Consider the following 13040-nt stretch of genomic DNA (forward strand, 5'->3'; position numbering starts at 1 on the left):
TAATATACGAAAACAGTTTACTGTGAGCCGAGATCGGCCTAATCTTGCTGATGAGTTCTTCTCTAAAACACCAGAACGTGGTGTAGGATTTGAAATCACTTTGGCAGCCTTGTTAGCTACTGCTCTATTGGCTTACTCACTCCCAAACCACCCGCTAATCAGCCAGTTAATCGGTTTTAGCCTTTTGGGGGCCACTCTTTTGCGCAGGATAGCTCAAGCCAGTCCCTTCGCTCCGGAGGAGAAAATAATGGATAGAACAGTACCTATTCTCACTTCTCTCACCTCCGCTGGTATCATTTCCTTACTCGCCAGTTTCAGTATGCACTCTGGATTAACATGGATTCCACCAATTCGGCTATTTGCACTGACCGGAATTATCCTGTTTGCAATCCTGTTTCTTTTGCAGGAATTACTATTCCGGGACTATCTCATCTGGTGGTTCGCAAAGTTCAAAGAAAAATCCCAGAATAATGACTTCCCTGAGGAACTTTGGGAACAGATGGCTATCGTCATTCGTCTTTAGCTAAGACTCACACCTCGGTTGCGTAGCGGTAGCGAGCGTATCCTGTAAGATCGGTCGTTGCTGGTGTATTTTCTGTGCGTCTTCGAACAGCCGCTCCAACAGCGGCGGTGGCGAGTAACCGAGATACTCACCGAGTTCGTGGAGGATGAGCTGGGCGTGCGACCGGAAGGTCGCCGCCCAGCGTTCCGGCGGAAACACGATCTCATTGTCGGCTTGCTCAGTGACCAGATCCAACAGGTCACGGCTCACCAACAGCGACAGCAACGCCGCGTACAGCAGAATTTCCACGACAGCCGGGTTGCTCGTGTCGAACTCATCTAGTTCGTACTGCGTCTTCAGCTCACGGAACAACGTCTCTACCTCCCACCGACACCGATACAGCGTTGCTAGATCCGACGGGAGAAACTCTTCTCTCGGCAGATTCGTGATGTACAGATGGTAGTCGTCGGCGTCCGAATCGCGGACGCCGACGACGCGGAATCGCTTCGTGTCCAGCGAGCGTGTTCCCTCGTACTGCCCTCGCTTAAACTCCGCTTCGACCTCCACGTCGATGTACTTCCGCGAGAGGTCATCGACCACATCCTGGATCTGCTCGCCTGCCAAGGGAATGGCGCGCCCGCGCCATTCCCGTAATTCCTCTGTTATCACCGGATTCGCGTTCTGCTTCAGCCGGCTGACGAAGTAGCCGTCGTTCTCGTCGATCAACGCGAAGCGGCGGTACTTGAAGTACGCTAAGTCGAACAGAACGAGCCGTCCGTGTAGCCACGAACCCGTCTTGAACAGCGTGCTGTCGTGTGTTTTCTCGTCAGTCACGTCGAAACGTTCAATCGTCCGGTCGGTGGCGTTGTGGAGCAGGTGGAGCTTCGCTCCAGCCTGCTCCTCGTGGCGTGCTTGGAACTCATCAGAGAGGAACTCGTGCAACCGCAGGACGGTTCCATCAGCGATCATTACGTCCCTGAATCGGCCGATATCAGCGTCAACAGCGTCGGGAACAGCGACCTCGTCGAGACCGTACTCGACGAGGTCGCGGAGATACTCGGCGAGTAACGGCGTTAACCGGTGGTAGAAGCCGCCGGGAGAGATCGGTTCGTCGGCTGTCGAATTATAGCTGCGTCTGAAGCCAGCAAGTGTTCGGCTTTCGCCTGCGGCGAAGCCGAACACGAGCGCCCACACGAGGGCTGGAATCTGCAACTTACCCTCTCGCTCGACCACGCCGAGTTGCTCGGCGTGCTCTTCGAGGAACTCGGAGGGAAACAGTGTAGTGAGACGACGCATAATTCGGGATGAGGAGGCGTCTTGGTGCACACTTGCCGCCTCCTCGTTCCTCTCGAAAAGTAGCCTCGATAAGCCGCCGCTGTCACGTGGTTCTTCTCTTAGCTAAAGACGGATGAGTAAACACCCATTCCCCAATATCTCCTACCGAACATTTAGACTACGAACACTGTAGTCATCATGTAAAGTAAAATAAGGCGGATAAACATAGAAGCAGAAACGGAATAAAACACCCAGCATATGCACTCAACTGACATAGACAACGTACTTATAGTCTACGAGAAGTTTGCTACGGCCAAATCAGGCGGTGCCCGTGAATCTCTGTTGACCCTCCTCAATGGTTTAGCCCGTAATAGGGATATCTCTGTAACCGTATACCAAACCCCGCCAATCGACGCGTGGCCGACGACCGAATACGAGTATGAGGTCAATTCGATTCAAATCAGATCAGTCCCGAAATTCACGTGGATGAATCAGGTGTACGCCCGTCACCAGTGGAGGCGGGAACTGCGGTCTGTCGTCGATGACACCTACGACCTGATACTCACACAGAACCGGGTCGCGCCAGCAGCTATCTCCGTTGCGAATCAGGCCGGGATTCCGTCGTTGTTTTTTGTACGAAGTATGGCGTTGACTGGGTACGAGAAATATAATCCCGAAAAAGGGACTATCGCAAATCTTCGGCAGACGGACCTCGGTGGACGCGTTCAGTATCCGTTCCTCCGACGAAATTTTCGACAGTATCGAGAGGCAGCACAGCTCTCGTCGCACACTATTGCTAACAGTGAATTCACGCGTTCCCGGCTCGCGGAACTGTTCGATATCGACGCACGCGTTATTTATCCACCAATTCAGTTGGAGCAATACCGTGTCGAGTACAACACGAGCGGCTCCATTGTGATGGTCAATCCTCGGGCCGAATACAAGGGGCCTGATATCTTCCTGAAGATCGCGAAAGAGATGTCCGAAGAGTCGTTCATCCTCGCTGGGCCGTTGCCCTCACAGGAGATGGAGGAACAGACCGAGCAAATGGATAACGTGTCATACATCGAGTGGTGTGAGGACATACGAACGGTGTACCGAGACGCGAAGGTGGTGGTCGTTCCATCACGGTGGGAAGAACCGTTCGGCCGGGTACCAGCGGAAGCGATGGTCAGCGGTATCCCGTGTGTCGTGAGTGACCGCGGCGGGCTGCCCGAGGTAGTCGGAGAGACTGGAGAAATCGTTAGAGATATCGAATTGACGGAGGCATGGACTGCCGCCATTGAGAGGGCACTGGATAACCACGATCCCGATGCCCAGCGTGACCGCGTCTCCCGGTTCTCCGCCGAGACACAGATACATTGCCTGGAGGAACTACTCGACGAACTGTGAGCGCTTCTCTGAGAGCGATACTGACTCTATCGAGTCAGTTCTGCCAGCAGTTCCGAAATCTCGTCACCTTGGTTTTTAGGCGTCATCGATTCCTATCTTCGGGAGTCCATAGAAGATGCACTTTCGTACTCCCACACCAAATCGAAGTACCGCTTCATACCGGCGACGAACGACCCGTTCTCCGTCAGGGCCGCCTGGCGCATGTGGTTTGGCACGTCTGGTTCCTCGACCAGGAGAATCGCCTCGCCGCCGTCGTAGTCCATGCTCGGGTCGACGAGCGTCCCCCGCCACGGCAGTTTCTCCGTGCTGAATCGAATGCCGACGTCCGGCAGCTCCGACGCCAGCCGCTCGACCATCTCAGCCTGGACCGCCGCCTTCTCCGCCGGTAACGCGTCGGGATGGAGAAAGAGCACCGACACGTCCACGCCGCGCTCGACGGCCCCCTCCAGCGCCCCGATAACGCTGTCCAGATACGCGAAACTGTTCGTGATGATGCCGAGCGTCTCCTCGGCGTCGCCGTAGAGCCGGCGAGTCTCGCGCTCGCTCGGTTCGCCCACGTCGACGACGTGGAACAGCTCGGCTGTCGGGGAGATGTTCTCGCTGGCGCGCTCGAACTGCGGGCCGTATTCCGACAGGAAGGCGTCCCGGCCGGCCTCGATGTCGGCCGCGAAGGCCTCGTAGGACTGGCGGCTGTTCTCGATGGCGCGGTCGAGTATCTCGTCGGGGGCCTTGGGCTGGTACTCCTTGGGGCGGCCGGGTATCACCTTGATGAACCCCCGGTCTGCGAGGGACTCCAGGACGCCGTAGATGCGGGCCTTGGGGATGCCCGTGGCTTCGGCGAGATTCGGCGCCGTGGTCCGGCCCAGCGTCAGCAGCTGCTCTATAGCCGTCGTCTCGTACTCGGTCAGCCCAACGCGGTCGAACACGTCGGACGCTTCGGTCATACTCTCCCCTCTGTGGCCTGGTAGGTAAAACGCGCGGGAAACGCCGGAAAGTATTTATCCGCCGCTCAAGTTAGTTACTCGCAACGTGAGTAACCAGCAATCCGAAGCCCGCGAGCGCGACGACGCACACCTGCAGGACGTCGACGACGGCTGTGGCTGTGTCGAAGTGTGGGAACACATGAGCGAGGACCGCGACGACTGACCCCGGAACGTTCGGAGCGCTTTCTCTGCCCCCAGCGGCTGCGATGAATCGGACCCTGAGAGCTTTCGACTGCTCGCTAGGAATCGACGTAGTCTCAGTTTGCACTGCGATTACTTACCGCCCGAAAGCCCTCGACTGCTCGCGGGCGCTGTGACGGATACCTCGCTTTGCTCGGTAGTGCCGACACAGCGCCCGCGACCAGCCTCGCCCTTTCAGTCCGCCAGGGACGACCCCGATAGCCTGCCTTTCCCCGGGTCGTGCGACGGCACGCACTCCCGGCCACGAAGCCGTTTCATCGGCTGAGTCGGGGGAGGGAAGGCCAGCTCTGCCTGGCGGACTGGAAGGGCGAACGCGGTCGGCGCGGCTGCGCGGGCCCTATCCGAGCGCCGCGAGGATATCCCGCACAGCCGCGTCGAGCGGGTGAGGGCTTCCGGGGCTGAAGAGTGGCGGTGCGGTTACAGACTGTCGCTAGCGGGGTCGAGTAGTCGACGCTGAGTACACACCCTGGGACCCGCATTTATTTGAGTGCGCGTGGCAGACGTTCGACAATGGCCGACCGAGACGACGTTTGCGTGTTGCTCCCAGCCTACAACGAGGCTGCGACCATCGAGTCTGTCGTCGAGGGGTTTCGCGGCGCGGGGTTCGAGAACGTCCTCGTCGTCGACGGCGGCAGCGCGGACGACACCTACGAACTCGCCGAGGCCGCCGGCGCACGCGTCGTCGAGCAGTCGGGCGAGGGGAAGGGACAGGCCGTCCGCGAGGCCGTTCGCCGGTATATCGAGGCGCCTTACGTGCTGATGGCCGACGCCGACGAGACCTACCGGGCCGAGGAGGCCGACCGGATGCTGGAACCGCTGTTCGACGGGCGGGCCGAACACGTCATCGGCGACCGCTTTGCCGACATGAAACCCGGCGCGATGACGCGGCTCAACCGGGTCGGCAACCGCATCATCAACGGCGCGTTCTCACTCATCCACGGCCACGACTACGCCGACATACTCAGCGGCTATCGCGCGTTCACCCGCGAGTCGTTCCAGCGGCTCTCGCTGTCGTCCGAGGGGTTCGGCATCGAGACGGAGATGGCCGTCGAGTGCGTCAAACACGGCGTCCGAACCGTCGTCGTTCCGATAACGTACCTGCCACGGCCCGACGAGTCCGAGACGAACCTCCGGCCGGTCCGGGACGGCGGACTGATACTCGTGACGCTGTACCGGATGGCCAAGACGAACAACCCCCTCTTTTACTTCGGTAGCGTCGGCATGTCGACCATCGCCGTGGGGGCGGTGCTGGGTGTCTACGTCATCTACGACTGGTTCGTCAGGGGCGTCTCCCATGAGGTCATCGCCACGGTCGGCGGTATCGCCGTCGTGTTGGGAATTCAGTTGCTGATGTTCGGCGTCCTCTCCGACATGATCGTGACGGTGAGCCGGGAGCAGACACAGCAGCTCGAAAGCATCGCCAATCGTCTGAGCGAGGAGCGCCGGGCCGCCCGGAGCTCGGACGACGAGACGGACGCGCCGGCCCCGGAGAACCGGCAGAACTGAGACGGGCGGAGGTCAATCGCCGCCCACGCGTCGGGCCGGCTCAGAACGGGACCAGGGCCCGAAGCTGTGTCAACAGGCTGTTGGAGGTCGCCTCCCGCTTTCGCTCGAACGGGGGATGGAGCGCGTTGAACAGCTCCTGCTCGGAGTCGAAGCGGGTCTCTGTCGCCATTTCGAGGGCCTCCCCGACGGTCATGCTGTGGCCGGCGGAGTCGAAGGGCACCTCGATGTGGCCCGCCTGCTCGCGCACTTCGCGGGCGGTGGCGGGGTAGTCGATGGTCTCCTCGCCGAGCTTGGCGTCGAGCGCCGCGATGCCGAACTCGATAGCGGTCGGCTCCTCGGTGTCGTCGGTCGGTGGCTGTACTCCCATTGTCCGGAGTGAGGGGCTTCGGGATGGAAAAGGCTGTGTTCGACGCGGTCTCGGCGAGCGTGGGTCAATCGTCGGCGCTGTTGGGGGATTTCGCCGCCCCCTCGCAGGAGGAGAGCCACTCCTCAGCCCACGCCGTTATCTCGTCGAACACCGGACAGAGCGACTCGCCTTTGGGTGTGAGCCGGTAGTAGGTCGCAACCGGCGCGTCCTCCTCCAGCCGGCGCTCGACGAAGCCGGTCTCCTGGAGGTCGTCGAGGACGCGCGAGAGCGTGCGGGAGCTGGCGTCCGTGGCCCGCTTGAGTTCGTTGAACCGCCGCTCGCCGTTCTGGAGTTCGTGGAGGACGACCAGCCGCCACTTCGACCCGACCTGCTCGATGGACTCGACGACGGGACAGGCGCCGTCGTTCGTCTCGGCCTCGTCTGCGAAGAGTTCTGATGACATCGGTGTGACCTGGTATCTTCTATGTCCGGGAAGCGATATATAGGTTCGCATCCGAACCAAGTAACGTAATGAAACCACACTTCGCGCTGCAGACTGATAGCCATACGACAACCCGCGGCCATGAGGTGTCGGCCTGATGGTGTTCGAGACGGCCGGCACGGCCGAACTCTTCCTCCTCGCGCGGGTCCTCTTCGGTGGGGTACTGGCCTTTACCGGCCTGAACCACTTTACAGGCGCCGAAGGGATGATACCCTACGCCGAGGCGAAGGGAATCCCGTTCCCGGCGGCGTCGGTCTACGGGAGCGGGGGACTGCTGGTGTTCAGCGGCCTCCTGCTTGTCCTCGGCGCCTACCCGGTCGTGGCGGCGGGCGCGCTCGCGGTCTTCCTGATCGCCTCGGCCGTCGCGATGCACGACTTCTGGGCCGTTCCCGAAGACCAACAGCAAGACGAGATGACCCAATTCCTCAAGAACGTCGCGATGGCGGGCGGCGCCATCGCCCTGCTTTCGGTCGCCGGGACGGCCTGGCCGTACAGCCTGGGCGTGGGCGTCTTCTAGATTACCGACGGCGTCGGCGGTCGCCAATTTCAAACCCTCCCGGCGTCGATGTCTGCCTGAATGTTACAGTCGCCGGCCGCAGTCCTCTCCGCCGTGCCGGTCCGACCGCTGGTCGTCGTCTTCGCCGTCCTCGCGACGTGGGTCGCCGTCCGGCGGCTGATAGGCGTTGGACCCGTTTCGGCGCTTCGCCGCCGCCTCCTCCTGGGGGTGCCGTGGGGGACGCTGCTGACGATAGCCGGCGTGCTCGCGGTGTATCTCTTCGTTCAGGGGGCGTACTGGCACGCGGACCTGCTCGTGACGCCGTTCCGGACGTGGTCGTACTTCTACCCGCTGGGGATGCTGGCGGGCCCGTTCACACACGGGAGCCTCGGTCACGTCACGGGGAACCTGCTGGGGACGCTCGTCTACGGGACGGTCGTCGAGTACGCCTGGAGCCACTACCCGCAACAGCGGGGCGCGTCCTCGTTTGGCTCGCTCCGGACGAACCCGCTGGCCCGGACACTGGTCGTCCCGGTCGTGATGGTCGCCGTCGGCGTCTTCACCGGCGTGTTCGCCCTGGGCCCCATCGTCGGCTTCTCCGGCGTGGTGTTCGCCCTGGCCGGCTTCGCGCTGGTGACCCGGCCCTACCTCTTCCTGGGGGCGCTCTTGGGGAGCCGCGTCATCGACCTCGTGTACACGGCGCTCCGGTCGCCGGAGCCGACCGTCGGCGGGAGCGTCCAGTACGTGACACCGGGGTGGGCGAACATCGCCATCCAGGGACACGCCATCGGGCTGCTGGCCGGCGTCTTCCTGGGAACGGCGCTGCTGTGGGCGCGCTCGGAGCGGCCCGGGCCGGACCGGGTCTTCTTCGCGACCCTGGTATTCGCCGTGGTTCAGGGTCTCTGGGCGGTGTATATCCCGGTCGGCGGCGGTCGATTCACCCTGTTTCGCTGGCTCGGAACCGCCCTGGTCCTCCTGCTTGCGGTGCTGGTCTCGGCCGCGACGCTGTACACCGACCGGCGGGCGTTCCCGGACTTCGACGGCGGGTGGCCGTCGGCGGCGGGCTTCGCGCTCGTGGTCGCGCTCGCGGCGCTCTGTCTCGCGTCGGTGCCCGCAAACGGCGCGGCACTCGACCCCGGCGACCTCCCGGAGGACGGACTCGAAGTGCGCGACTACGTCGTCACCTACCAGGAGGACGTCCCCAACGCCTACGTCGACAGTATGCCACTGCCGCCGACGGCCCGGGGGAACATCACGGAGAGCGGCGTCGTCGTCGCCAGCGCCGACCGGGAAATCTGGACCGTCGCGGTCTCCCGCTCGCGGCTGGACCTCCAGGGGGACGCGACCGTGGTCGTCGGCGGTCTGGGCTGGCGCGAGACGGTAGCTGTCGACCGACGGAGCTGGTCGGTCCCGGGCAACGACAGCGTCTACAGCGTGTCGCTGGCAGGCGAGGGCGGACAGGCCCGGACGGTCTACACCTCCGAGCCGTCGACGATGGACGGCCGCGTTGCGGGGCGGAACCTCACGCTTCGGCCGGTCGGGAACGGCTTCGAGATAGCCGTCGGGCGGAACGGGTCTACGCTCGACCGCGGCCCGGTGCCCGCGAACCTGTCGAGTCGGAAGATAGGCGGCCTCACGTTCGAGCGAAACCGGTCACGGCTGTACGCCGCCGGCAACGGTACCCGAGTCGTGGTGGCCCGGGCGGGGAATTAGTGCCACTCGATGCGGTAGAGCTCGGCGTCGATGCTCCGGGAGGCCTCGTCGTGGAAGTCGAACTGGTGGGGGACCTCGAACTCGGCGGCGAAGGCGTGGGTGACCTCGCCGCCGTTGTCGGCCGCGAAGGACTCCACGAACGCCTCGCTGCCGGCGTTGTGCAGCGAGTAGGAGACGCTCGACAGCTCGGCGGCGGTCGCCAGAAACGCCCGGTCGGCGTGTTCGTTGCCCGACTGCGCGCCGAAGGGCGGGTTCATCACGACCGTCGTCTCGGCGACCGGCGGGCGGAGCGGGGCCCGCGTCGCGTCGGCCCGGACCCACGACACGGACGTCGTCGAGCCGACCTTCCGCTCGTTCTTCCGGGCCGTCGACAGCGGGTCGGGGTCGATGTCCACGCCCACGACGGTGTCGGGGCCCCGGAGCGCCGCGGCGAGCGCGAGCATCCCCGTCCCACACCCCAGGTCCAGGACCGTCCGGTCCTGGATGTCCCCCTCCAGGTCGGCCCTGTGGACCAGATGGGCCGCGAGTTCCGGCGGGGTCCGGTACTGTTCGAGGTCGGCCCGGGGGTCGTCGAACCCGGCGACAACACCGAGTTGCTGGGCGAGAGCGCGCTTTGTCGGCATCAGTGACAATACGCCAGAATCATGGAAAAAAGTTTGCACATGCTCAGCGGTTATTCTGTCCGCGGCAGCTCCACGTGGAACGCCGCGCCGCCGTCGTCGCTCTCCTCGATCCAGATGTTCCCCCCGTAGCTCTCGACCATCGAGTCGACGAAGTAGAGCCCGAACCCGGTCCCCGAGGAGCCGGACCCCTTCTGGCCGCGGTCGAACACCTGGCGGCGGCGGGCGGGCGGAATGCCCGGCCCGTCGTCGGCGATGACGACCGTCACGAACACGTCTCCGACGGTCGCGGTCACGTCGATGGTCACGTCCTCACCGCCGTGTTCGACGGCGTTGAGAAGGAGGTTCCCGAAGACGTCCTCGAGGAGTTTCCCCGCTGCGACCTCGATATCCGTCACGTGGTTGTTCACCGTCGCCGCCGGGCTCTTCGAGCGGGCGCGGTCGGCCGCGGCGTCGAGCACCACACCGAGATCCCGCTGTTGCATCTCGCTCATCCCGTCTTCGGAGAGCGTCTTCAGCACGGAGCGGACCTTCTCCGTGAGGTCGATGATGTCGTCGCTCCAGTCGACTATCGTCTCGGCGTACTCCCTGTCGTCTCCGTCGAGGGTGTCCGCCAGGAGTTCGCCGCGGGCACGGATGACGTTCATCCCATTGAGCATGTCGTGCTGGAGGATGCTGTTGAAAAACTCCATCTGGTCGCGCCGGCGCTGGAGGGTGCGCTGCTGGCGGCTCCGGACGACGGCGTATCGGAGCGCCCGGACGAGCCGGTCCCCGTCGAGGCCCGACTTCGGGAGGTAGTCCTGTGCGCCGCGCTCGATGGCCTCCATCGACTTCCGGCGGTCCTGCATCCCGGTCAGGACGATGATGGGCAGTTCCGAGACCATATCGGTCGCCCGGTCGAGGGTCTCCAGGCCGGTCGATTCGGGGAGCCCGAGGTCCAGCAACAGCGCGTCGTATCCCTCGGTTTCCACGTCCTTGATGGCGCCGAGCGATTCCAGCTTCGTGAGAGAGACGTCGTCGACGACGTGTGTGGCGCCGGCGCGGTCGAGATGGTGGTCGACGAGCTTCGCGTCGCCGGGGTTGTCCTCGACGAGTAACACGTCCAGGCGGGATGTGGCGTCGGACATACTCATCTCGGTGGTCGCTTGACGACGGAGAGCCAGAACTCCTCGATGGAGCCGACGATGTCGACGAACCCGTCGAAGTCGACCGGCTTCGTCAGGTAGGCGTTGGCGTGGTGGTCGTACGACTCGACGATGTCCTCCTCCGCCGCGGAGCTGGTCAGGACGACCACCGGAATGCGTCGCAGGTCCTCGTCGGACTTCATCTCGGCTAACACCTCCTGTCCGTCCATCCGGGGCATGTTCAAATCGAGCAGGAGCAGGTCCGGCCGGGGCGCCGAGTCGTACTCCCCCTCCTGTCTGAGAAACGCCATCGCCTCGACGCCGTCGTTGACGACGTGGAGGTTGTTGAGCACGTTCCCCTTCTCCAGTGCCTTCTCGGTCAGCTTGACGTCGCCGGGGTTGTCCTCGGCCAGCAGGATTTCGACCGCCCGGCTCGTCTCGGTCTCACTCATCCGTCTCCCCCTCCGGGGCGGCGGGGAGCGTAAAGCGAAACGTCGCGCCCGTCTCGTCGGATTCGGCCCAGATTCGCCCGTCGTGTCGCTGGACGATTCGCTGACAGACGGCCAGTCCGATACCGGTGCCGTCCGCGTCGTGCGCCCCGCCCCGCTTGAATATCTCGAAGATGTCTTCGGCCTTGCCATCGGGAATGCCCGGCCCGTTGTCCGAGACGCGGAACTCGACCATGCCGTCGGCTTCGGTCGCGTCGATATCGATGCGGGGCTCGACGCCCGCCTCGTCCGCGTACTGGATAGCGTTTTCGAGCAGGTTCTGGAGCACCTGTCCGAGCTGGTTGGGGTCGGCTCTGACTGCCGGAAACGACCCCGCCGAGACGGTGGCCCCGACCTCGTCGAGCCGCATCCGCAGGGCGTCCAGCGTTTCGGACACTACCGCTCCCGGGTCCGTCGGCTCGAACTCCCGCGCCTGCGTTTCGACGCGGGAGTACCTGAGCAGGGCGTCGACCATCTCCTGCATGCGGTTCGCGCCGTCGACGGCGTAGGCCATGTACTCCGCGGCCTCCTCGTCGAGTTCGTCCCCGTACTCGCTGTCGAGCAGGTCCACGTAGCTCGATACCATCCGAAGGGGCTCCTGCAGGTCGTGGGAGGCGATGTAGGCGAACTGCTGGAGCGCCTCGTTGGAGCGCTCTAGCTCGGCTTGCTTCGCCTTGAGCTTCGTCTCCCGCTCGACGCGGTCCAGCGCGGCGGCCGCCGTGCTCGCGAGAATTTCGAGCAGGAACCGCTCGTCGCTGTCGAACGGCGCTATCGCCGTGGAGCCGATACACAGCATCCCGTGTTCGTCCAATGGGAGACAGAGCAGCGTCCGGAGCTGTGTCTCCGTCGCCGACGGGTTCGCGAGCTCCTGGTAGTCCTCGACGACGGTCGGGTCGCCCGAGTGGAATATCCGGTGCTCGTCGGTCCCGGGACCTATCGGGGACAGCCCGGCCGGCCCGTCCGCGTCGGTCGCCGGACCAGCGGCGCCGATGGGATAGAGGGTGTCCTCGCTCCCGTCGTAGGACCACATCGCGGCCAGTGGCCGGTCGAGAATGCGCTGTGCGATTCCCGTGACGGTCTCGGCGACGGCCTCCTCCGAGCGGCTGTACAGCAGTTCGTTCGTCGCGTCGCTGAGCGCTTCGACGCGCTCCTCGCGGCGCTTGAGGTCCGTGATGTCCCGGGAGACGCCGACGACCTGGGAGAGTTCCCCGTCGTCGAACAGTGGTCGGTACCACGTCTCGAACACCAGCTCGCCGACCTCCTGGGTGACCCGTACCTCATCGCCGTTCAGGGCCGTCTCGGCCGCGTCGACGATGTGTGGGTAGTCGGCGTACGCCTCGAACACCGGGACCCCTTCGAGCTCGCCCGGTTCGAGTCCCAGACTCTCCAGCCCCTTCCCCGCCGAGTGGGTGAACACGCCGTCGGGGTCGATAGTGAACACGACGACGGGGAGGTTATCGATCAGCGTGGTGAGCTGTTCGTTGCGCTCCAGACGCGCTTGCTCCCGGTCTTTCCGGTCGGTGATCTCGTGGAAGAACGCGACGACGCGAGTCCGGTCGTCTATCTCCGCCCGCTTCAGGGTCACTTCGACCCACCGCTTGTCCCCATCCGCATCCCGGATCGCCCACTCGACCGTTTTCGAGCCCGACGAAACTGCCGCCCGGATGAGTTCGTTCGCGTCTTCGGTCGTGTATCCGGGCGGACTGAACGCGCCGACGTGTGTCCCGACCAGTTCCGCTCGGTCGAACCCGAGTAGCTCTGCGGCCGCCGGGTTCGAGTTGACGACCGCCCCGGTATCGGCGTCGTGAACGACTATCGGGTCCGGGGCTACTTCGAAGATATCCCGGTAGAGGGGAGACTCCCCTGTCGAAGCCATACGGTAACAGAACGGG

General features: G+C 63.7%; 14 protein-coding genes. 6 read left to right on the forward strand and 8 right to left on the reverse strand.

The annotated features are described in order from the left end of the window. Positions 1-22 precede the first annotated feature (22 nt). Positions 23-523 carry a hypothetical protein gene (locus NJQ98_RS07700; RefSeq protein ID WP_262177559.1) on the forward strand — a complete coding sequence of 167 codons (501 nt, stop codon included), beginning with the start codon at positions 23-25 and terminating at the stop codon, positions 521-523. Here NJQ98_RS07700 and NJQ98_RS07705 read toward each other — a convergent pair whose 3' ends face one another. After that, positions 524-1798, reverse strand: coding sequence for an IS4 family transposase (locus NJQ98_RS07705; RefSeq protein ID WP_262178765.1), 1275 nt, complete (start codon positions 1796-1798; stop codon positions 524-526). 237 nt (positions 1799-2035) lie between these two features. On the opposite strand from NJQ98_RS07705, the gene NJQ98_RS07710 reads away from it, so the two are divergent. Further along, the gene (locus tag NJQ98_RS07710) at positions 2036-3169 is read left to right on the forward strand and encodes a glycosyltransferase family 4 protein (protein WP_262177561.1); all 1134 of its coding nucleotides are present in this window, start codon (positions 2036-2038) and stop codon (positions 3167-3169) included. A 92-nt stretch (positions 3170-3261) separates the two neighbouring features. Here the strand turns inward: NJQ98_RS07710 and NJQ98_RS07715 are convergent, their stop codons facing one another. Continuing rightward, positions 3262-4113 (reverse strand): TrmB family transcriptional regulator, encoded by an 852-nt coding sequence (locus tag NJQ98_RS07715; protein WP_262177562.1) that lies wholly within the window; start codon positions 4111-4113, stop codon positions 3262-3264. An 85-nt stretch (positions 4114-4198) separates the two neighbouring features. Between NJQ98_RS07715 and NJQ98_RS19215 the strand changes: the two genes are divergently transcribed. After that, positions 4199-4315: a hypothetical protein gene (locus NJQ98_RS19215; RefSeq protein ID WP_489146074.1), complete on the forward strand. Its 117-nt coding sequence runs from the start codon at positions 4199-4201 to the stop codon at positions 4313-4315. A gap of 548 nt (positions 4316-4863) precedes the next feature. Next, the gene (gene aglJ, locus NJQ98_RS07720) at positions 4864-5859 is read left to right on the forward strand and encodes an S-layer glycoprotein N-glycosyltransferase AglJ (protein WP_262177563.1); all 996 of its coding nucleotides are present in this window, start codon (positions 4864-4866) and stop codon (positions 5857-5859) included. Between the two features lie 40 nt (positions 5860-5899). Here aglJ and NJQ98_RS07725 read toward each other — a convergent pair whose 3' ends face one another. Both NJQ98_RS07725 and NJQ98_RS07730 read right to left on the reverse strand, forming a co-directional pair. Then, complete coding sequence (locus tag NJQ98_RS07725) at positions 5900-6226, reverse strand: DUF5789 family protein (protein WP_262177565.1); 327 nt, start codon at positions 6224-6226, stop codon at positions 5900-5902. 64 nt (positions 6227-6290) lie between these two features. Continuing rightward, positions 6291-6668, reverse strand: a complete 378-nt coding sequence (locus NJQ98_RS07730; protein ID WP_262177566.1) for a winged helix-turn-helix transcriptional regulator — start codon at positions 6666-6668, stop codon at positions 6291-6293. A 136-nt stretch (positions 6669-6804) separates the two neighbouring features. Between NJQ98_RS07730 and NJQ98_RS07735 the strand changes: the two genes are divergently transcribed. Together NJQ98_RS07735 and NJQ98_RS07740 are read left to right on the forward strand one after the other, a co-directional pair. Beyond that, positions 6805-7224: a DoxX family protein gene (locus NJQ98_RS07735; protein WP_262177567.1), complete on the forward strand. Its 420-nt coding sequence runs from the start codon at positions 6805-6807 to the stop codon at positions 7222-7224. Between the two features lie 60 nt (positions 7225-7284). Beyond that, positions 7285-8916 carry a rhomboid family intramembrane serine protease gene (locus tag NJQ98_RS07740; RefSeq protein WP_262177568.1) on the forward strand — a complete coding sequence of 544 codons (1632 nt, stop codon included), beginning with the start codon at positions 7285-7287 and terminating at the stop codon, positions 8914-8916. Here the strand turns inward: NJQ98_RS07740 and NJQ98_RS07745 are convergent. The 4 genes from NJQ98_RS07745 to NJQ98_RS07760 are packed head-to-tail and all read right to left on the reverse strand — an operon-like array spanning position 8913 to position 13024. Then, positions 8913-9539 carry an METTL5 family protein gene (locus tag NJQ98_RS07745; protein WP_262177569.1) on the reverse strand — a complete coding sequence of 209 codons (627 nt, stop codon included), beginning with the start codon at positions 9537-9539 and terminating at the stop codon, positions 8913-8915. The two genes, NJQ98_RS07740 and NJQ98_RS07745, sit on opposite strands and share 4 nt — an antisense overlap. Positions 9540-9589: 50 nt before the next feature. Next, positions 9590-10663: a hybrid sensor histidine kinase/response regulator gene (locus tag NJQ98_RS07750; protein WP_262177571.1), complete on the reverse strand. Its 1074-nt coding sequence runs from the start codon at positions 10661-10663 to the stop codon at positions 9590-9592. A 2-nt stretch (positions 10664-10665) separates the two neighbouring features. Continuing rightward, positions 10666-11112, reverse strand: a complete 447-nt coding sequence (locus NJQ98_RS07755; RefSeq protein WP_262177572.1) for a response regulator — start codon at positions 11110-11112, stop codon at positions 10666-10668. Further along, complete coding sequence (locus tag NJQ98_RS07760; protein WP_262177573.1) at positions 11105-13024, reverse strand: PAS domain-containing sensor histidine kinase; 1920 nt, start codon at positions 13022-13024, stop codon at positions 11105-11107. The genes NJQ98_RS07755 and NJQ98_RS07760 overlap by 8 nt, the downstream gene beginning before the upstream one ends. Positions 13025-13040: the final 16 nt, after the last annotated feature.

It is taken from the genome of Haloarcula laminariae, assembly GCF_025457605.1.
Taxonomy (GTDB): domain Archaea; phylum Halobacteriota; class Halobacteria; order Halobacteriales; family Haloarculaceae; genus Haloarcula; species Haloarcula laminariae.